The sequence below is a fragment of the Pseudomonas sp. GM24 genome (assembly GCF_000282235.1).
Taxonomy (GTDB): Bacteria; Pseudomonadota; Gammaproteobacteria; order Pseudomonadales; family Pseudomonadaceae; genus Aquipseudomonas.
The window spans coordinates 1-20,204 of the sequence record NZ_AKJR01000137.1 but is presented as its reverse complement, the minus strand read 5'-3'; the positions used below and the strand labels follow the sequence as shown (position 1 = coordinate 20,204).

The 20,204-nt window shown below is 60.6% G+C and carries 19 protein-coding genes, 1 pseudogene and 1 riboswitch; of the genes and pseudogenes, 6 read left to right on the top strand and 14 right to left on the bottom strand.

Translation table 11 applies throughout. The features are described from left to right. From PMI23_RS29355 to PMI23_RS16885, 3 genes and pseudogenes are all read right to left on the bottom strand, one after another. Positions 1–218 (bottom strand): annotated as a pseudogene (locus PMI23_RS29355) (hypothetical protein); the annotation flags it as partial. 552 nt (positions 219–770) lie between these two features. After that, on the bottom strand, positions 771–1,943 hold the full coding sequence (locus PMI23_RS16890) for a cystathionine gamma-synthase (RefSeq protein ID WP_007918059.1): 1,173 nt from the start codon (positions 1,941–1,943) through the stop codon (positions 771–773). Next, positions 1,940–3,316, bottom strand: coding sequence for a pyridoxal-phosphate dependent enzyme (locus PMI23_RS16885; protein WP_007918058.1), 1,377 nt, complete (start codon positions 3,314–3,316; stop codon positions 1,940–1,942). Before PMI23_RS16885 ends, PMI23_RS16890 begins: the two co-directional genes overlap by 4 nt. 422 nt (positions 3,317–3,738) lie before the next feature. Here PMI23_RS16885 and metE point away from each other — a divergent pair, with 422 nt between their 5' ends. Together metE and PMI23_RS16875 are read left to right on the top strand one after the other, a co-directional pair. After that, the gene (gene metE / locus PMI23_RS16880; protein WP_007918057.1) at positions 3,739–6,027 is read left to right on the top strand and encodes a 5-methyltetrahydropteroyltriglutamate--homocysteine S-methyltransferase; all 2,289 of its coding nucleotides are present in this window, start codon (positions 3,739–3,741) and stop codon (positions 6,025–6,027) included. A gap of 217 nt (positions 6,028–6,244) precedes the next feature. Next, positions 6,245–6,796, top strand: a complete 552-nt coding sequence (locus PMI23_RS16875) for a GNAT family N-acetyltransferase (protein WP_042704973.1) — start codon at positions 6,245–6,247, stop codon at positions 6,794–6,796. On the opposite strand, the gene PMI23_RS16870 is transcribed toward PMI23_RS16875, so the two are convergent. From PMI23_RS16870 to PMI23_RS16855, 4 genes are all read right to left on the bottom strand, one after another. Next, the gene (locus PMI23_RS16870; RefSeq protein ID WP_007918053.1) at positions 6,735–7,499 is read right to left on the bottom strand and encodes an ABC transporter ATP-binding protein; all 765 of its coding nucleotides are present in this window, start codon (positions 7,497–7,499) and stop codon (positions 6,735–6,737) included. The genes PMI23_RS16875 and PMI23_RS16870 overlap by 62 nt on opposite strands. Continuing rightward, positions 7,496–8,500, bottom strand: coding sequence for a FecCD family ABC transporter permease (locus PMI23_RS16865; protein WP_177321059.1), 1,005 nt, complete (start codon positions 8,498–8,500; stop codon positions 7,496–7,498). Before PMI23_RS16865 ends, PMI23_RS16870 begins: the two co-directional genes overlap by 4 nt. 8 nt (positions 8,501–8,508) lie before the next feature. After that, positions 8,509–9,522, bottom strand: a complete 1,014-nt coding sequence (locus PMI23_RS16860) for an ABC transporter substrate-binding protein (protein WP_007918049.1) — start codon at positions 9,520–9,522, stop codon at positions 8,509–8,511. Between the two features lie 144 nt (positions 9,523–9,666). Further along, positions 9,667–9,861, bottom strand: a riboswitch (cobalamin riboswitch). 42 nt (positions 9,862–9,903) lie between these two features. Next, complete coding sequence (locus PMI23_RS16855; protein WP_007918047.1) at positions 9,904–10,839, bottom strand: Ppx/GppA family phosphatase; 936 nt, start codon at positions 10,837–10,839, stop codon at positions 9,904–9,906. A gap of 8 nt (positions 10,840–10,847) precedes the next feature. On the opposite strand from PMI23_RS16855, the gene PMI23_RS16850 reads away from it, so the two are divergent. Then, complete coding sequence (locus PMI23_RS16850) at positions 10,848–11,117, top strand: hypothetical protein (RefSeq protein WP_157279743.1); 270 nt, start codon at positions 10,848–10,850, stop codon at positions 11,115–11,117. Between the two features lie 63 nt (positions 11,118–11,180). Here PMI23_RS16850 and phnX read toward each other — a convergent pair whose 3' ends face one another. From phnX to phnD, 7 genes are all read right to left on the bottom strand, one after another. Beyond that, positions 11,181–12,008 carry a phosphonoacetaldehyde hydrolase gene (gene phnX / locus PMI23_RS16845; protein WP_007918045.1) on the bottom strand — a complete coding sequence of 276 codons (828 nt, stop codon included), beginning with the start codon at positions 12,006–12,008 and terminating at the stop codon, positions 11,181–11,183. A 73-nt stretch (positions 12,009–12,081) separates the two neighbouring features. Then, positions 12,082–12,951, bottom strand: a complete 870-nt coding sequence (locus tag PMI23_RS16840; protein WP_007918043.1) for a LysR substrate-binding domain-containing protein — start codon at positions 12,949–12,951, stop codon at positions 12,082–12,084. 10 nt (positions 12,952–12,961) lie between these two features. Beyond that, positions 12,962–14,257, bottom strand: coding sequence for an MFS transporter (locus tag PMI23_RS16835; RefSeq protein ID WP_007918041.1), 1,296 nt, complete (start codon positions 14,255–14,257; stop codon positions 12,962–12,964). Positions 14,258–14,386: 129 nt separating this feature from the next. Further along, entirely contained in the window at positions 14,387–15,478 is a 1,092-nt protein-coding gene (gene psrA / locus PMI23_RS16830; RefSeq protein ID WP_007918040.1) for an iron-containing alcohol dehydrogenase PsrA, read from the bottom strand. A 109-nt stretch (positions 15,479–15,587) separates the two neighbouring features. Further along, on the bottom strand, positions 15,588–16,406 hold the full coding sequence (gene phnE, locus PMI23_RS16825) for a phosphonate ABC transporter, permease protein PhnE (protein ID WP_007918039.1): 819 nt from the start codon (positions 16,404–16,406) through the stop codon (positions 15,588–15,590). A 2-nt stretch (positions 16,407–16,408) separates the two neighbouring features. Further along, a complete protein-coding gene (gene phnC / locus PMI23_RS16820; protein WP_007918038.1) occupies positions 16,409–17,200 on the bottom strand; it encodes a phosphonate ABC transporter ATP-binding protein in 792 nt (263 codons plus the stop codon). Beyond that, entirely contained in the window at positions 17,197–18,063 is an 867-nt protein-coding gene (gene phnD / locus PMI23_RS16815; protein WP_007918037.1) for a phosphonate ABC transporter substrate-binding protein, read from the bottom strand. Before phnD ends, phnC begins: the two co-directional genes overlap by 4 nt. Before the next feature lie 109 nt (positions 18,064–18,172). Between phnD and PMI23_RS16810 the strand changes: the two genes are divergently transcribed. From PMI23_RS16810 to map, 3 genes are all read left to right on the top strand, one after another. Further along, complete coding sequence (locus PMI23_RS16810) at positions 18,173–19,030, top strand: LysR substrate-binding domain-containing protein (RefSeq protein ID WP_007918028.1); 858 nt, start codon at positions 18,173–18,175, stop codon at positions 19,028–19,030. 64 nt (positions 19,031–19,094) lie between these two features. Next, positions 19,095–19,322 (top strand): ParD-like family protein, encoded by a 228-nt coding sequence (locus tag PMI23_RS16805; protein ID WP_007918027.1) that lies wholly within the window; start codon positions 19,095–19,097, stop codon positions 19,320–19,322. Continuing rightward, positions 19,319–20,110, top strand: coding sequence for a type I methionyl aminopeptidase (gene map, locus PMI23_RS16800; RefSeq protein ID WP_007918026.1), 792 nt, complete (start codon positions 19,319–19,321; stop codon positions 20,108–20,110). Before PMI23_RS16805 ends, map begins: the two co-directional genes overlap by 4 nt. Positions 20,111–20,204 lie beyond the last annotated feature (94 nt).

Genomic DNA, 20,204 nt, shown 5'->3' with positions numbered 1-20,204 from the left:
CCGTCGGAAGCTACCGCGCCTGCACCGACATGGTCGGCGCCGTCGGAAGCCACCGCACCTGCACCGACATGATCGGCACCATCAGAAGCCACCGCTCCGGCCCCGACGTGATCCGATCCATCGGAAGCCAACGCCTGCGGTTGTGCAGCCCAGACATTGGGCACTACCACGGTCGCCACGACCGCCAGAAGCACGCCTGACAACAGCTTGTGTTTCATAGTTTTCTCCATGACCCGGCAGCCACAAAGCGATAAGGCATCGTCCGCCGCTTGATCGCTGGCGTTATGACTCATTGGCCTGGGTCAGTCTGGTGGGCGAAAGGCACGGGCACACCGTCAGGCGTGCGGGTGTCGACAGAATCATGATCGAACTGATTGAGTATAGATCGCGATAGCGAGACGGTAGGGCGGGGGGATCGGCGGCCTTTAGGCGCTTATCTTCCTGCCCGTTTTGAGCAAAGCTCAAATCAGTCTAAAAACTCTGATTCAAGTCCACGAGGCTTTGCTAGGCTCAAAGGTGTAGGCGAAGACGCAGACTGATGCGCAATCGGATAGCAAGGGGGCGTGGGGCGCGCTCCGAAAGGTACACGGTTAGAAAGATCTCCGCGCTGAGATCCAGCCCTTATGCCGTGTGAAGCAGCCGAGGCACTAACTTTCAATTTGACCCGGTACTGTGGGAAGCCCGATAAACCTTGTAAGCCAGAGACCAGCACTGGCCGCCTACTCGAACACCAAAGCCCGCTTCGTGCGGGCTTTGTCGTTCTTGCCAGGTCAGATCGATTGCAGCGCTTGCGCCAGGTCGGCGCGCAGGTCTTCAACGTCTTCAACGCCCACCGATAGACGCACCAGGCCATCGCCAATCCCCAGTTTTGCGCGGGTATCAGCCGGAATGGTCGCGTGGGTCATGATCGCCGGGTGCTCGATCAGGCTTTCCACGCCGCCGAGACTTTCCGCGAGGGCGAAGATCTTCACGTTCTCAAGGAAACGGCGTGCACCGTCCAGATCACTGTTCAGGTCGACGGAAATCATCCCGCCGAAACCACGCATCTGGCGCTTGGCCAACTCGTGCTGCGGATGCGAGGCCAGCCCCGGGTAGTAGACGCGTTTGACCTGCGGCTGCTGTTCCAGCCACTGCGCCAGATCCAGTGCGTTGCTGCAATGACGCTCCATGCGCAATGCCAGGGTTTTCACCCCGCGCAGGGTCAGAAACGCATCGAACGGTCCGGCAATAGCACCGACGGCGTTCTGCAAGAAGCCCAGCTTCTCGGCCAGTTCCTGGTTCTGGCCGACCACGGCGATCCCACCGATCACATCGGAGTGGCCGTTCAAATACTTGGTGGTCGAGTGCAGCACGATGTCGAAACCCAACTCCAGCGGCCGCTGAATATATGGGCTGGCAAAGGTGTTATCGGCCACGCTGATGATCCCGCGTGCACGGCAGATACGGGCGATAGCGGCGAGGTCCGACAGGCTCAGCAGCGGGTTGGTCGGTGACTCGACAATCACCAGGCGTGTGTCGTCCTGCAGCGCCGCTTCGAACGCCGCCAGGTCAGTCAGATCGACATAGCTGAAACGGTGTCCGGCACTGCGCTGACGGACCTTGTCGAACAGGCGGAACGTGCCGCCGTACAAGTCATTGCCGGAGATGACGTGCGAACCGGCATCGATCAGTTCGAGCACCGTGGAAATCGTTGCCAGCCCGGAAGCAAAGGCAAACGCCTGGGTGCCGCCTTCCAGGTCTGCCACGCAGCGTTCCAAGGCAAAACGCGTCGGGTTGTGCGAGCGGCCGTAATCGAAACCCTTGTGCACGCCGGGGCTGTCTTGCAAGTACGTGGAGTTGGCGTAGATCGGCGGCATCAGCGCGCCGGTGGTCGGGTCCGGCGTCTGCCCGGCGTGGATCACCCGGGTCGCGAAGCCTTGGGATTTATCGTCGTGCTGACTCATGCGAGGGATCTCCGTAATTGGTTGAGCATGTCGGTGCGAGTGATCAGGCCATGGAAGCCCGATGCATCGGCAATGATCGCGACGAGACCACGGCTGAGCACCGTTTCCAGCTCAGCAAGGCTGGCGCCAGGGGCAAGGGTTTGCAGTTTGTCGGTCATCACGCTGGAGACGGATTGGCTGAAGCGCGCGGCGTCTTCGTGCACCGCCAGCAGGATGTCGGATTCGTCGATCACGCCGACCAGTTGCTTGCCCTCCACCAGCACCGGCAATTGCGAAACATCCGCCAGGCGCATGCGCTGGAACGCGGTCAGCAGGGTGTCGTCAGGGCCGACGCTGATCACGCGGCCGTCCTCGAAGCGGCGGGCGATCAGGTCACGCAAATCACCGTAACCCTTGCGCTGCAACAAGCCTTGATCGGTCATCCACTGGTCGTTGTAGACCTTCGACAGATAACGCGTGCCGGTGTCGCAGACGAAACTCACCACGCGTTTCGGCTCGGTCTGTTCCCGGCAATAACGCAGCGCCGCGGCGAGCAGGGTGCCGGTCGAGGAGCCGCCGAGAATGCCTTCGGCCTTGAGCAACTGACGGGCGTGGTCGAAGCTTTCTTCATCGCTGATCGAGTAGGCGTGGCGCACGCTGGAGAGGTCGGTGATCGACGGAATAAAGTCTTCGCCGATGCCTTCCACCGCCCAAGAGCCGGGCGTCGGCAGCGAGCCATCGCGGCTGTACTGCGCCATCACCGAACCGACCGGGTCAGCGAGGACCATTTCCAGATCCGGCTGCACGCGTTTGAAGAAGCGGCTCAGGCCGGTCAGCGTGCCGGCCGAGCCGACACCGACAACGATGGCATCCAGATCATGTTCGGTCTGCGCCCAGATCTCCGGCGCGGTGCTGCATTCGTGGGCCAACGGGTTGGCCGGGTTGTTGAACTGGTCGGCGAAAAACGCGCCGGGAATGTCTTTTGCCAAACGGGCGGCGACGTCCTGGTAATACTCGGGATGACCCTTGCCGACATCGGAGCGGGTGATGTGCACTTCGGCACCCATGGCCTTCAAGTGCAGGACTTTCTCGGTGGACATTTTGTCCGGTACCACCAGCACCACGCGATAGCCTTTGGCGCGGCCTACCAGTGCCAGACCCAGGCCGGTGTTGCCGGCGGTGGCTTCGACGATGGTGCCGCAGGGTTGCAGACGACCATCACGCTCGGCGGCGTCGATCATCGCCAGACCGATGCGATCCTTGATCGAACCCCCAGGGTTCTGTGATTCAAGTTTGAGAAACAGTGTGCACGGCCCGGTATCAAAGCGGGTGACCTGCACAAGCGGAGTGTTGCCTATCAGCCCAAGTACGGCAGGGCGTGATTCCTTTGACATTTCTTCACCTCTTGGTGGTGTTGATCGCGTTCCAATCGCGGGGAAAAGACTCGCGTGCAACATAGGCTCAGACATCAGCTGTCGCAACCTTTAGTCGGTCGCCAATTCAGCCATTTCGATCTAACGATAGATCGAAATCAAAGACCTGCCGGGGCGGGTTCGAGAGCGTTTACACAGAGGCGTCATCGAGTTTTCAAAGGGCGTCTTCATGGCGACGAACAGCTTGAATTGCCGACAAGTTTCCTGCCGCAAAAAACGTTCAGCCGTGCCAAACGCTCTCATCTCGGAGTGTTTTCAGGAGACAGACTGCGATGATTTGATCATGAGGGAAACTTGTGTTGATCAAGATTAAATTGAGTTTGTCTCACTAGCGACCACTGCCGACAATGGCCGCCATCAACAGAACACTGGAGTTGTTTGTTATGGCACTGGCCCATTCCCTTGGATTTCCGCGCATCGGTCGCGACCGCGAACTGAAGAAAGCGCAAGAGGCGTTCTGGAAAGGAGAACTGAACGAGGCAGGCCTGCGTGAAGTCGGTCGCGAGCTGCGCAAGGCCCACTGGGACTTGCAGAAAAACGCTGGCATCGAATTGCTGCCGGTCGGCGATTTCGCTTGGTACGACCAGGTGCTGACGCACTCGCTGATGTTCGGTGTGATCCCTGAGCGCTTCCGCCCGCACGATGGCAAAGCCAATCTGCAGACCCTGTTCGCCATGGCCCGTGGCGTCAGCGACAGTTGCTGCGGCGGGGCGCACGCCCAGGAAATGACCAAGTGGTTCGACACCAACTACCACTACCTCGTCCCGGAATTCAGCGCGGATCAACAGTTCCAGTTGGGTTGGGATCAGTTGTTTGAAGAAGTCGAAGAAGCCCGTGCGCTGGGCCACAACGTCAAACCGGTGATCATTGGCCCGTTGACGTATCTGTGGCTGGGCAAGGCCAAGGGCGCCGAATTCGACAAGCTGGAATTGCTTGATCGCTTGCTGCCGTTGTATGGGCAGATCTTCGCGCGCCTCGCTGCTCAAGGTGTCGAGTGGGTACAAATCGACGAACCGATTCTGGTACTCGACCTACCGCAGGAATGGAAGAACGCGTTCGAGCGTGCCTACAACCAGATTCAGCGTGATCCGCTGAAAAAACTGCTCGCCACGTACTTCGGTGGTCTGGAAGAAAACCTCGGTCTGGCGGCGAACCTGCCGGTCGACGGTCTGCACATCGATCTGGTGCGCGCCCCGGAGCAGTATCCGACCATTCTCGATCGTCTGCCGGCCTACAAAGTGTTGTCCCTGGGCGTGGTCAACGGCCGTAACGTCTGGCGTTGCGATCTGGAAAACGCCTTGGCGACGTTGCGCCATGCCCATGAGCGTTTGGGTGATCGCTTGTGGGTGGCGCCGTCCTGCTCGCTGCTGCACAGCCCGGTGGATCTGGGCCGCGAAGACAAGCTCGATGCCGAGTTGAAAAGCTGGTTGGCCTTCGCTGTGCAGAAGTGCGAAGAAGTGGCGATTCTGGCGCATGCCGTCGATGAACCCGAAGCGCCGAAAGTGCTGCGCGCACTGACCGAAAGCCGTTCGGTGCAGGCTGCGCGTGCCGCTTCGCCGCGCATTCACAAACCGGCTGTTCAGGCCCGTGTCACCGCGATTACGGCCAAGGACAGCCAGCGTCAGTCGCTGTTTCCCCAGCGCATCGCCAAGCAGCGTGCCGGTCTGGATCTGCCGCTGTTCCCGACCACGACGATCGGTTCTTTCCCGCAAACCGCATCAATCCGCCTCGCTCGCCAGTCGTTCAAACAAGGCAAGCTGACCGAAGCCGAATACACCGAAGCCATGCACAGCGAAATTCGCCACGCGGTGGAAATCCAGGAACGTCTGGGCCTCGATGTGCTGGTACACGGTGAAGCCGAGCGCAACGACATGGTCGAGTACTTCGCCGAGCAACTCGACGGCTACGTATTCACCCGGTTTGGCTGGGTGCAGAGTTACGGTTCGCGTTGCGTCAAACCGGCAGTGATCTTCGGCGACCTAAGCCGCCCGAAAGCCATGACCGTGGAGTGGATCCGTTATGCGCAGGGCCTGACTGACAAGGTCATGAAAGGCATGTTGACCGGGCCGGTGACCATGCTGATGTGGTCGTTCCCGCGTGAAGACGTCAGCCGTGAAGTGCAGGCGCGGCAACTGGCGCTGGCGATTCGTGATGAAGTGGTGGATCTGGAAGCCGCCGGCATCAAGATCGTGCAGATCGACGAAGCGGCGTTCCGTGAAGGTCTGCCGTTGCGTCAGGCGCAGTGGCAGCATTATCTGGACTGGGCGACAGAAGTGTTCCGCCTGTGCGCCTCCGGTGTGCGCGACGAAACGCAGATCCACACGCACATGTGCTACAGCGAGTTCAACGATGTGATCGAGTCCATCGCGGCGATGGATGCCGACGTGATCACCATCGAAACCTCGCGTTCGGACATGGAATTGCTGGAGGCCTTCGAAGCCTTCGCTTACCCGAACGACATCGGCCCGGGCGTCTACGACATCCACTCGCCACGCATTCCGGATGCTTCGGAAATGGCTAATCTGCTGCGCAAGGCTGCCAAGCGTATTCCGGCCGAGCGGCTATGGGTCAACCCGGACTGCGGCCTGAAAACCCGTGGCTGGCCGGAGACGGAAGCGGCGCTGGTGCATATGGTCACCGCCGCCCGGCAATTGCGTAAAGAGCTGGCCTGACACCTTAACCACCTGAATAAACACAACCCCTTGTAGGAGTGAGCCTGCTCGCGATAGCGGTGTGTCAGTCAAATCATCGGTGACTGACACACCGCTATCGCGAGCAGGCTCACTCCTACAGGGGTTGTGTATGTATTTTCAGAAACGGGAATTCTCATGGCATCGCCGAAAAGCTGTTGCTACTGTGCCCAGCCGCATCCTAGGTATTTGCCGCTACATGAGTGATCAACCCGTTATCCAAACCGTGTCCGACGCAGACATTCCCGAGGTGCTGGATTTTGTTCTAAGCGCCCGTGCCGAGCTTTTTCCCAAGCTCAGCGCGACCGGCATGCCCGACGATCTGGCGCGTTTTGCCGAGGCTTATCTGCGTGGGGCAGGACGCTTTCTGATCGCTCGTCACGAAGGGCAGATTGTCGCCTCAATCGGCTATCTCGCTTACGACCGACGCTTCCCGCACTTGCTCTATCCGGACCTTAAAGTGGTGGAAATCGTCCGTCTGTTTGTCCTGCCATCACAGCGCCGCTCAGGCCTGGCCGGTGCGCTGTATCGATCACTCAAAGACCTGGCACTCGCCGACGGAGTTGAAGTGATCTACCTGCATACTCATCCATTTCTGCCGGGCGCCATCGCGTTCTGGCAGCGCCAAGGCTTCGAGATTATCGATGTCGACGCTGACCCGGTCTGGCAAACAACCCACATGCACAATCTCATGAGTGAAACCGGAGAATCTGCGCCCCATCGAACGGGTCCGTCAGGTAATGCGCCCTGACCCCGAAAGTGTCCTGTAACCGCTGCGGTGTCAGCACTTCCAGCGGCGCGCCCAACGCCACCAGCCGCCCGCGCTCCAGCACCGCCAGACGATCACACTTCAACGCCTGATTAAGATCATGCAGCGCGATCAACGTGGTCACCGGCAACGCCTGCACCACGTTGAGAATGGTCAGTTGATGCTGAATGTCGAGGTGGTTGGCCGGCTCGTCCAGCAACAGAATCTGCGGTCGCTGCGCCAGGGCGCGAGCGATATGCACTCGCTGCCGCTCACCACCCGACAGGCTGCGCCAGAGACGCGTGCGCAGGTGCGTCGCGTCAACGTCGGTGAGCGCCTGCTCGACGATGGCATCGTCCGCCGCCGACCACGGTTGCAGTGCCGACAACCACGGCGTGCGCCCCAACGCTACGGCATCGAACACGCGAATGCCGTCGTCGGTGTCGGCCTGTTGTTCGACCACCGCCAGCTTCTGCGCAATGCTGCGCCGGGCCATTTTGCCCAAGCGCTGACCTTCGAGCAGCACCTCGCCGGCGCTCGGTTCACGCAGCCCGGCCAGCAACTTCAACACGGTGGATTTGCCCGAGCCATTTGGCCCGACGATACCCAAGGTTTCGCCGCGCCGGACGTCAAGGCTGACACCGTTGAGCAACTCGGCGCCGCGTACCTTGAAGCTCAGACCAGAACAACTCAGAACACTGTTCATCGCGCGGACCTGCGGCCAACCAGAATCAAGGCGAACACCGGCGCACCGACCAGCGCGGTAATCACCCCGACCGGAATCACCTGACCCTTGATCAGCGTGCGCGACAGCACATCAGCAGCAATCAAAAACACCGCACCGCCCAAGGCACTGGCCGGCAGCAATCGCGCATGACCCGTACCGAGCAACAGCCGCGCGGCGTGGGGAATCACCAGCCCGACAAAGCCGATTGAACCGACAATCGACACCATCACCGCCGTCACCAGCGCCGCACAACCAATCAGCAAAATCTGCACCCGTCGCACCGGAATACCGAGGGATGCCGCCGAATCCGCGCCAAAGGTAAACGCATCCAGCGCCCGCCGATGCCACAGGCACACGACCAGTCCCAGCAAGGCAACCGGCACTGCCAGCCATACCGATGGCCAGCGCACGCCACCGAGATTGCCCAGCAGCCAGAACATGATGCCGCGCGCCTGTTCGGAGCTGGCCGAACGAGTAATCAGAAACGCCGTCAGGGCATTGAATAACTGCGAACCGGCGATCCCGGCAAGAATGATCTGCCCGGTGCCGCTGGCCGAACCGCTGACTCGCGCCAGCAGAATCACCAGCACGAACGCCGTGACCGCGCCGGCGAATGCACCGACTGACAATGAGATCATCCCCGCGCCAACGCCAAGCAGCGCGACCATCACCGCCCCGGTCGAGGCGCCGGCAGAAATCCCCAGCAAGTAGGGATCGGCCAACGGATTACGCAGCAGCGACTGCAAAATCACCCCGCACGTCGCCAGACCGGCACCGCACGCGGCCGCGACCAGTGCGCGGGTCAGGCGATAGTTCCAGACGATGCCTTCATCGATCGGGTCGAGCGCGTAACCGGCGTTCCACAACTTGTTCGCCAGCACTTGCACGACCACACCCGGTTCAATCGAGGTTTCACCGATGGCCACGCCCGCAACCACTGCAATCAACAGCGTCGCCAGGGCCAGCAACGTACGGATCAGGCTGGCACTCATCGCGACAGGTCATAGCCGTTGATGGCCGTGGCCAGTTGCTCGATGCCGTCGAACATGCGCAGGCTCGCCTGCATGGCCATGGCGTCGAGAATGATGATGCGGTTGTGTTTCACCGCGTCCATGTTGCGTGTCACCGGGTCGCTGCGCAGGAAGGCGAGTTTCTTTTCATAGTCGTCAGCGGGGAAGCGCCGACGGTCCATGCGCGCGATGACGAGGAAGGTCGGATTGGCTTTGGCGATGGTTTCCCAGCCGACCGTTGGCCACTCTTCATCGGACGCCACCACGTTGCGCACGCCGAGGGTGCTGAGCATGAAATCGGGAATGCCTTTGTGTCCGGCCACGAAGGGCTCGATGTCCATTTGTGCACTGGAGAACCACACCAGCGCGCTGGCATCCTTCAGTTGTTTACCTTGGGCGGTGGCAATCGACTTGGCGAGGCTGGCCTTGAGTTGATCATTGAGTTGCTGGCCACGATCCTGGACATCGAAGATTTGCGCCAGTTGGCTCACGCTCTTGTAAATCGTGTCGATACGAAACGGTGCGAGCCGCGTGCCGTCGGCGCCGACGAGGTTGTCCTTGGCTTCGCAATCGGAGGGCAGCAGGTAGGTCGGAATCTTCAAGTCATGAAATTGCTCACGGGTGCCGACCGCGCCTTGCGGGCCGACCATCCATTCCAGCTCCACGGCGACCAGTTCCGGGCGCTTGCCGATGACCGCTTCAAAACTCGGTTCGTTATCGGCCAGACGCTCGATCTTGTCGTCCTGCGGCTTGTACTTGGCCAGCACATTGTTGAACCACAGTGAGGTGCCGACGACTTTATCGCCCAGGCCCATGGCGTAGAGCATTTCCGTGCCGGCCTGGCCGATGGTCACGGTGCGCGTCGGTGCGTGTTGGAAGGTGAGGGTGCTGCCGCAGTTCTCGACCGTCAGCGGATACACCGTCGGGGCCGCCTGCGCCAAGGCGCCAAGGGTCAGGCCGGTGATGAGGGTGGCGATACGGGGCAGCAGCATGGGGCAGTCTCCGAAGGAACCGTACGGGGAGCGGGAAAGTACGGTCTGGAAACACACCATCGAACGCGGTCAGGAAAACAGCGCAAGGCCGGGCATCAAACGAAGACGCGCGCGGCACGATGTCCTTCCCGGACACCCCGCCGGTTAGTAATCACTGTGCCGGCAGGTCTCCTGACTGATGCGTCATCGCCTTGGCTCCGGCCTTCCCGGGGTTCACCCAGTGGCAGTCGTGGAGCAGGCTCGGCACCTACAGTTGCGGGGGCAGTTCCGATCAATGCTGTGCAAGCACCTCGGATTCCCTATTAGTCCCGTTCGGGAACCAGCGGCGGCATGGTAGTCGATCAAGCCGCTGAAGGGGAGACGAATCTGTCGTGGCGAGGATTAGTGCTGGCTCATCAAACCGTGCAAGACGCCTAAACGCAGGCCCGGTTCGGAGGGCAGCATTTGGGCGATGCCGAACACCTTGAACGCCGCCAGCATCAGCACCAGACCGCCGGGCAGAATGCTCTGGCGGTGGGGTTGCAGGCCGGCGAGCTTGAGCTGTTGCACGTTGTTCACTTTCAGCAGAAGTAACGACAGGCGCAGCAGACCGCCGTAGGTGATGCCGTCCTGGCCGAAGTCGTTGAGGCGATTGGCCTTGAGCACTTTGGCCAGCATGCGTGCGGTGCCGGAGGAGCCAATGGTTTGCTGCCAGCCCTGCGCACGATAGCGCCGGGCAACTTTTTCAAACTGCAGGATGGCGAAGCGTTCGGCCGCCTGTAGCGCGCCGGCAGACACATCGCCGCCGCGAAAGAAGCGCGTGCTCAAGGTGCCGCTGCCGATGGCGATGCTTTCGGTTAACAAGGGTTGTGAGCCCTGGCCGAGGATCAGCTCGGTGGAGCCTCCGCCGATGTCGACCACCAGGCGCAGGTCGTCGGCGCTGGGCAAGGCGTGAGTTACGCCGGCGTAGACCAGCCGCGCCTCTTCATGGCCGCAAATGACGTCGATGGGAAAGCCCAGATGCCGCTCAGCACTGGCCAGAAACAGCTGCGCGTTATCCGCTTCACGCACCGCACTGGTCGCCACCGCACGCACCCGGCCGGCCTCGAAACCGCGCAGTTTCTTGCCGAACCGCGCCAATGCCTGCCAGCCGCGATCCAGTGCCAGTGCATCCAGCGCACCGCCATCAAAGCCTTCGGCAAGCCGCACCGGTTCACGCAGGGTTTTCACTTCCTGAATCTGCAGGCCCTTTCGACTGCGCACCGACTGGCCGATCATCAGGCGAAAGGCGTTCGAACCCAGGTCGATGGCGGCAAACAGCGAGGCGTCGTCTTTCATGGGAATCCTTGCAGAGCATCCGTCGCGAGGCTCAAGACGGTTTGCGAGGATTCTGCCGTGATCTTGATGACATCCTGATGACGGGGCAGGGGCGGTTCAATGAATTTGCGGCTGTCATGACACTGTCATTATCCGGCTTCTATGCTGAGGCCAATACATCGCGTGTTCTTAAAGTTTTTGCTGCCGAATTTGGCAGCTTTTTTTTGCCTGCGATTTGGCTGTTGATCGTTCCCACGCTCCGCGTGGGAATGCCTCTAGGGACGCTTTGCGTCCAGTGACGCGGAGCGTCACGGGCTGCATTCCCACGCAGAGCGTGGGAACGATCAGGGGCAGGGGGCTACTCAGCAGGCTTGCGGGGTTTCGCCCCGGGCCAGACGCGCATTGATGTCTTCGATCACCTCGGGCAATTCGGCGATGGTGTCGATCAGGTAATGCGGACGTGAAGGCGCGAACATCTTGCCGATCCGCGCTCGTTCTTCCGCCAGTCGATCCGACGGCAACGCCTTGTATTGCTCATAAGTCAGTCCCAACGCATTCCCCGAGCAGGTCAGCGCCACCGTCCACATACCGGCGGCGCGCCCTTCGAGAATCCCCGGCCAGGTGTCATCGACCTTGACGCAGGCCGCCACGTCATCGATGCCCAAGGCAATTACGTTAGCCAAGGCCTGCGCCGGATATGGCCGGCCATTCGGCACCTCATCGGTGGCGACGACATGGTCAGCGACGTAGCCATTTTCCCGCGCCAGTTCGACAACCTTGGCCATCACCACCGCCGGATATCCTGAGCACGAACCAATCTTCAACCCCTTGTCGCGCAACGTCGCAATCGCCTCAAGGGCGCCCGGTATCAACGCAGAATGCAGGGCGATTTTCTCGATTTGCAACGGCATGAAGCGCTCGTAGATCGCCGTCACATCGTCGTCACTCGGCAAGCGATCAAACGCTGCACGATAACGCTCGGCAATCTGCGGCAGGTTGCACAGCGTGCGGATGTGATCCCACTTGCCCATGCCCATCGGCCCGCGCGCTTCTTCCAGCGACACCGCGACGCCGAACTCGGCAAAGGCTTCGACAAAAATCTGCGTCGGCGCAAACGAGCCGAAATCGACAACGGTGCCGGCCCAGTCGAGGATCGCGGCTTGCAGGTGAGTCGGTTGTTGGTACTGCATGGTCAATCTCCGTTTTCAGGTAAGCGTGGGCCGTCCCTCGGTAATGAGGTAGGCGGTCAAGGGGCAGTGCTGATCAGGTCAGCGGTGGGTTCGCATCAAACAGTTCGGCAATTACTGGCCGGTTCCTGCGGATGCCGAGGCAGCACAGGTGGTATTCGATAAAGAACGGGTGGTCGACAAACGTAATGGGCTTGGTACCTGGGGTTTCGGCGTACTCGACCGCCGAGACAAACCCGATGCCGATGCCCTTGACGATGGCGTGGACGATGGCTTCGCGGCTGTTGAGTTGCATGACGCAATCGAGCTCGATATCGAGGCGTTTGCAGCTTTCTTCCACCAGTTGCCGGGTGCGCGCGCTGGATTCGCGCATCACCCATTTTTCGCCGCTGATCTCACTGACGTGAACCTGCGCCTGACGGACCCACGGATGGTCATCGCGGACCACGGCGATGATCGGATAACGGTGGTACAGCCGCGTGTGGAAGCGCTCGTCGAATTCCGATAAAGCCAGAATCGCCACGTCGATATCGAGGTTGAACAACCGCGCCAGAGTGTCCTTTTCCGAAGAAAACGACGTTTCCAGTTCGATATCCGGGTGGCGCTGCATCAGCTCATACGTCAGGTTCATCGCAATCGGCGGTGACACCGCGCCGAGGCGCAACATGCCGGTCTTGCGCTGCTTGAAGCTCTGCAACAGTTGCACGGCTTCATCCTCCTGACCGAACAGGCCCTGAGTGATCGCATAGAGCTTGTGCCCGGCGGCGCTCATTTCGATGTAGCGGCCGCGCCGGTGGAACAGCTCCACCGAGAAGGTGTTTTCCAGCGCGTTGACCTGCTCGCTGACGGTCGGCTGGCCGACGCTGAGGTACTCCGCAGCGAGGGTAAAGCTGCCGGTTTTGGCCACCGCATGAAACGAACGCAACCACTTGTGATACTGGTACATGCAAGCCCCATCAGCGTCGGATGAACAATGCCACTGCCGCACTGCACAGGCTGGCGCTGGTGACCACTATGAAGATCAGAGACGTATTTGCCGTGGTGTCAAGCAGACGCCCGATCAGTGGCTCGGCCAATCCAGCGAACAGGTAGGACGAAAAGTTCATGATCCCGGTAGCCGTACCGGCGCGTTTGGCCCCGACCAGATCCGGGCACAGCGCCCAAAAACTCGAGGCCGGGCCGTAGACGAAGAAGCCGCAAAGGAACAACGCGACCAGGCCGATCACGCTGTGCGGCGGCAGGCTCCACATCCACAGGCTGGTGGCGGCGCCGAGGAACATGTAGAGCATGATCGCCAGGTAACGCTTGGAGCCGAACAACTTGTCCGATACCCAGCCGTTGCTCAATGCGCCAACCGCCATACCGACGGGGAGGGCGACGGTGATCCATTTCGGATCGATCATGCCGTCACCACTTTTCCAGTCCGCGCCGAGAAAGTGCACTGGCACCCAGACGATCAAGCCGTAGCGCGCCGCGTTCTGGAAGCCCAGTGACAGTGCGGCGATGAGCAGGCGAGGGTTCTTCAGCACGGCTTTGTAGCGTTGCGCCGAGGACTCGACTTCGCCCTGTGCGGCTTCCTGATGCTTGTCGTCAGCGTTGGCCACACCGGTATCGCCCACTGGCTCGAAGCCCAGGTCCTGTGGCCGTTCGCGGGCAACCAGATAGAAAATGATCCCGCCGGCGAGCATCAGCAACACCGGCAAACGGAAGATCCAGCGCCATTCCAGTTGCAGTACTTCAAGCACGACTATGGAAGTGACGTACGACAGAATCGACGCGCAACCGGCGGCGAATGTATAAAAGCCATAGACCTTGCCGCGCTCACCCGCCGCCCACCAATTGGCAATCAACCGACCGCCCGGCGCCCAGCCCAAGGCCTGAAAGTAGCCGTTGACGCCCCACGGCAGAATCAGGCTGGTGAAACCGCTGGCAAAACTGGTCACCCAGTTGGCACCGCAGGACAACACCGCACCCAGTGTCATGATCCGCCGACCACCGAATTTATCGGCGAGGTTGCCGTTGATGGCTTGGCCAATGGCGTAGGCCCAGAGCATCGCCGCAGAAGCCCAGCCGAGGGTTTCCTTGCTCAGGCCGAACTCGGCCTGAATCCCCGGAATGGCAAAACCGAAGGTCTGCCGCCCGGTGTAGAAAAACAGATAACAGAACATCGCCGCCAGCAGCATGCGCCACTGCGCGACCCGGAACGAGGCAGAACGGACGGCGAGACCAGGCATTGTTTCGGCACGATTCATGATCTTTTCCTTATTGTTGTCGGTTCCCGCCGGGTGTCTTCGGCGGGTGCACTCTTTTTCGGTGCGGCAGGAAATCACCGCGGCTTTAGGCCGCTGGCGGTGCTTGGATTACTGGGGTGTCATCAGGCGTCAGGCGGCTTGTGAGCCAATGAAGTTCTTGCCGCGTGCGCCCTGCATCGCGAGATGGATGATGGCTTCGGCGTCCTTGGCCGAGACGCCGTAATCGGCGAATTCGGTCTTCACCCCGAGGCTGTGCAGGAACTCGCGCAACTGCTGCTGGGCCTTGCCCAGATCCGCGCCGAACACCCGTTGCAAGGTACGGTCGCGAGTGGCGTCGTGACCCCAGGCCAAACCCAATACCAACGGCAAGGTGAAGGAGCAGGCGATGCCGTGGGGCAAGCCGTGACGCAAGGTCATCTCATAGGAGATCGAATGCGCCAGCGCGGTTTTGGTGTTGGAAAACGCCAGCCCGGCCTTGAGCGCAGCGAGTGCCATGCGGCTGCGCAATTCGTGACTGGAGAGATCTTTGTGCAGGCGCGGCAGGCATTCGAGGATGTCCTCGATCGCGGAGATCGCGAAGGTGTCCGAGACCGGGTTGGCGTTGACGTTCCAGATCGCCTCCAGCGCATGGGACAGCGCATCGAGTCCGGTGGACACGGTGACACTGGCCGGCACGGTGAGCATCAGTTGCGGGTCGATGATCGCCACGCGAGGCCAGGTGCAATCCAGATGCAGCGAATATTTCTTCTGGCTGGCGCTGTCCCAGATCGTCGCCCACGGCGTGACCTCGCTGCCGGTGCCGGCGGTGGTTGGTGCGGCGATCAGTTGTTTGCACCGGGCTGGCGTGAAGGGCTTGCCGCTGGACAGCAGGCTCAACAGTTCATCGAAACGGCCGGATTCGGTGCCGACGATCAACGCCTTTGCGGTATCGATGGCGCTGCCGCCACCCACGGCGAGGACCACGTCACAGTCGCCGGCGTGCTGCCAGAAATGCTCGTAAGTGCTGCGCAGATGGGCGACGTCGGGGTTGGGCTGGACGTCTTCGACAATGTAGATCAGACGTTCGCCGAGCAAGCGTTGCAAACGGTCCACCAATCCCAGCCCTCGGGCCTCAGGGAAGGTCACGAGGGCGACAGTCTGCTGCTCGGTGATGGCGGCGAGGTCTTGCAGGCTGCCCCAGCCGAAGCGGGTATCGACGGGATTCTGAAAACGGGCAGTCATGGTGGATCCTTCTTGTTGTTGTCGTGTGGCCACATACTCGATGGCGGTCGACAACGGTACAAATCGATAAATCGCAGGTTTGAATCGGCTGAACCGATAACAGCGGCGGTTAATGTGTTGAACCGCTCTGGATGGCGGCACGCAGTCGACTCGATACGGCGTCGGCGACGATCACCATGAAAGTGATGACGATGATGCAGGTCGCGGTTTCCTGATATTTGAACAGCTTGAGACTGCTCACCAGTTCGAAACCCAGGCCACCGGCGCCGACCATTCCCAGCACCGTGGCCGAGCGCAGATTGACCTCGAAGCGGTACAGAATCACTGCAATCCACGCGGTGATGACTTGCGGCAAAACGCCAAACACGATCACCTGTAGCGGCCGCGCACCGGTCGCTTGCAGCGCTTCGATCGGGCCTTGGTCGATCTCTTCGATGCTCTCGGCGAAGAACTTGCCGAGCATGCCCAGGCCATGCAGCGCCAGCGCCAATACACCGGGGAAGGGGCCGAGGCCGACGGCTGAAACGAAAATCAGCGCGAGGATCAGTTCGTTGATGCTGCGGGTGAAATTCAAGGCCTGACGCGTGGCGTGAAACACCCAACGATTGCGGCTCAAATTACGCGCCGCGAGAAACGACAGTGGAATCGCCAGCAACACGCCGAGCAAGGTGCCCCAAATGGCGATCTGCAAGGTCTCCACCGCTGGCGCGAGCAGACGTGGAAGAATGCTCAGGTCCGGCGGGAAGGTACGCGAAAGGAAATCACCGATCTGCGGCAACCCCGCCGCCAGTTCACCGAGGCTGAGCTGCGCACCTTGCGCGCTCCAGTTCAGCGTCCACAGCACGATCAGGACGACGGCGCCGGTGGTCAGCCAACTGCGCGGGCCACGCGGACGATCGCCGACCCACTGATAGTTTTGCGATGGCATGCTCAGGCCCTCGAGGTAGCGCGATAGGAAAGGGTGGGCGTGGGCACGTCAGCAGGGGATTGCGCCGATTGCCCCGGATAGATTCGCGCCAGATCGGCGTCGGTCATGCTCGACGCTTTGCCATCGAACACCAGATTGCCATTGGCAAGGCCGACCACGCGGTCGCCGAACTCGCGGGCGTATTCGACCTGATGCAGATTGCACAGCACGGTGATGCCCAGTTCGCGAGTGGCGTCGCGCAGGTACTGCAACACCAGGCGCGCAGTTTTCGGGTCGAGGCTGGCGATCGGTTCATCGGCCAGAATCACCTGCGGCCGCTGCGCCAGGGCGCGGGCGATGCCGACGCGCTGCTTCTGCCCGCCGGACAACGAATCGGTACGCTCACCGGCCTTGTGCGCCAGTTCGACACGCTCCAGGCATTGCATCGCCAGCGCCACATCGTCACGGCGGAACAGTTGCAGAATCGAGGCGAGGGTGCCGACGGAACCGAGGCGGCCAGTCAGCACATTCTTCAACACACTCAGGCGCGGCACGACGTTGTGGTGCTGAAAAATCATCGCGACTTCGCGGCGCAGGACGCTGGTGTCGGGGCAGGCGAGGGCGTCGATACCGGCGACGTTCAACGTGCCGCTGTCAGCTTGAGCCAAGCGATTGATGCAACGCAGCAAGGTCGATTTGCCGGCGCCGGACTGACCGAGCACGACGACGAATTCGCCCGCAGCGACTTCAAGGTCGATGCCGCGCAACACCGGGTTGCTGCCGTAATGTTTGGTCAATTGACGGATGCTGATCATTTCATGCTCCGCAAATCGAGATCGAGCACCTTGGCGGTTTCGCGCACCACGTCGTAAGAGGCGTCGGTGGTCGGCTGGAAACCATTGAGCACGCCCTGATCGCCCCACGGCACGTCCTTGATCGAAGCCAGCGCGTCGGCGACCTTCTTCTTCAATTCCGGATCGAGCGCCTTGCGCCAGACCATTGGCGATTCGGGGATCGGCTTTGAACTCCAGACGATTTCAAAGTCATCCTGCTTCACCACACCTTTGGCCACGGCGCTGGCGAAGATGCGGTCAGCCACGGCTGCCGCGTCAACTTTCTTGTTTTCCACCGCGAGGATGCTGGCGTCGTGGGAGCCGGAGAAAATCACCCGTTTGAACAGGCTGTCCGGAGCAAAACCGGCCTGCTCAAGGCCTGCTTTCGGGAACAGATGACCGGACGCCGAACTCGGGTCGACGAAAGCAAACGTATGACCCTTGAGGTCGGCCAGCGTATGAATGCCGCTGTCCTTGCGCGCCAGAATCACGCTTTTGTAAGCGCTCTGGCCGGTCTTCTTGGTCACCGCCACCGAGAACGCTTCGACATCCGCCACCGAGGTCGCCAGCACGTAGGAGAACGGCCCGAGATAGGCGACGTCGAGTTTGCCCGAGCGCAGCGCTTCGATGATGCCGTTGTAGTCGGTGGCCACGAACGGCACCACCGGCATGCCGATTTTGCTTTGCAGATCGTCGAGCACCTGCTTGCTCGATTCGATCATTGCCTGGGAGTCTTCGGAGGGAATCAGGCCTATGGTCAGTTTGTCCTTGGCCCAGACCTGGCTGGCGCCCAAGACAATAACGGTGAGGCTGGCGACACGCAGAAACTGTTTGATTGTTTTCATGGCATTCCACGGTGTGGTTGGGAGTTGCCACAGGCTAGGTCTGTCACGTGACAGTCATTCAATCAATTCAATATGCGAAACGACAGCTAACTATTGATGGAGTCTATGGATGTCGAGCGCCAAACTACGGGCCTTTCTCGCTGTCGCCCGCCACGGCAGTTTCAGTGCCGGGGCGCGGGCGTCGGGATTGAGCCAGCCGACGCTGACCACTCAGGTGCAAGCCCTGGAACGCCAGCACAATGTCGAACTGTTTCATCGGCGCGGGCGGCGCATCGAGCTGTCGGATGTTGGGCGGCAGTTGCTGCCGATCGCGCAACGGATTGCCTTGCTGGAGCTGGAAGCGCACAACCTGCTGCGCGACTCCGGGCGGCTCGACAGTGGCCAGCTCAAGGTTGGTGCGGTGGGGCCGTTTCATGTGATCGAGATGGTTGACAGCTACCTGCAACAACACCCGAACATCGACGTGTCGATCCGCGTCGGCAACTCGGCGCAAGTGTTGTCGGATCTGGAAAATTACGTGACAGATATCGCCGTTTTGGCTGGGCGTCAGGATGATCCGGCGTTGAGTTCAGTGCGTTATGCGCGGCACGCAATCATCTTGTTTGCGCACCATGAGCATCCGCTGGCCAATCGGGGCAGCGTGCGGCTGGAGGAGCTGGAAGGGCAGCGTTTGCTGCAACGCGAACCCGGCTCGACCACGCGGCTGGTACTGGAACAGGCGCTGATTGCCGCGCAGGTCAAACCGCGCATTGCCATGGAAATCGGCAGTCGTGAGGCACTGCGTGAAGCGGTGGTGCGCGGGTTGGGGCTGGGTGTGGTGTCGGAAGCGGAGTTCATTGCTGACCCGAACATCCGCACCATCAGAATCGAGGGCGAAGCGCTTTTTACGGAAACGTATTTGTACTGTCTGGCTGAGCGGCGTTCCAGTCGGCTCATCTCATCGTTTTTCGATGCGGCGCTGGGTTGATTTGCAATTCTGCGTAAGGCTTGGCTAATATACGATCCATATACATATCGTATCGGATCCATATATGGGCATCGTAAAGATTTCAGAGGACATGCACGAGAACCTGCGTATCTCCAGCAACGCCCTCAGCCGCTCGATCAACGCGCAGGCCGAGCACTGGATGCGCATCGGCATGCTCGCCGAACTGCACCCCAACCTCGACCACAGCGCCATTTGCCGCTTGCTGATCCGCGCCGAACAGAACGGCGGGCTGGATCTGCAACAACTGACTCAGGAAGCCGTCAGCGCATGAGAAACCAGATCAAGATCAACACCCCGGCCGACATCGCTCAATCGCGCGCTGCCGGCAAACTCGCGGCTGAAGTGCTGGCGATGTTGGTGCCGCACGTCAAGGCGGGGGTCACCACTGATCAGCTTGATCAGCTGTGCAACGACTACATCGTCAACGTGCAGAAAGCAGTGCCGGCCAACGTCGGTTATCACGGCTTTCCGAAAACCGTCTGCGCTTCGGTCAACGATGTGGTGTGCCACGGCATCCCGTCGGGCACACCGCTGAAGGATGGCGATATCGTCAATCTCGACATCGCGGTGATCAAGGATGGCTGGTTCGGTGATACCAGCCGCATGTACGTGGTCGGCGAGGCAACACCTGAAGCACAGCATCTGATCAAGACTACCTATGACGCCATGTGCGCGGGTATTCGCGTAGTTAAACCGGGCGCGACGTTGGGCGACATCGGCCACGCGATCCAGAGCCTTGCGGAGAAGGAAGGCTTCAGCGTGGTGCGCGAGTACTGCGGGCACGGGATCGGCAAGGTCTATCACGATGAGCCGCAGATTCTGCATTACGGCTTTCCCGATCAAGGGATGAAGTTGAAGGCGGGGATGATTTTTACCGTTGAACCGATGCTCAATGCCGGCAAGCGTCATGTGAAGAACATGCCGGATGGCTGGACGGTGCTGACCAAGGATGGGTCGTTGTCGGCGCAGTGGGAGCATATGGTGGCGGTGACGGAGACGGGCTTCGAAATCCTCACGGCGTGGCCGGACGAAATCGAAGGCTACCGCGCTATTGTCTGATACCGCGTCGACTGTTTCCCTCACCCTAGCCCTCTCCCAGAGGGAGAGGGGACTGACCGGGTTGTTTTGGCGTTATACATCGACTTGAAAGTCT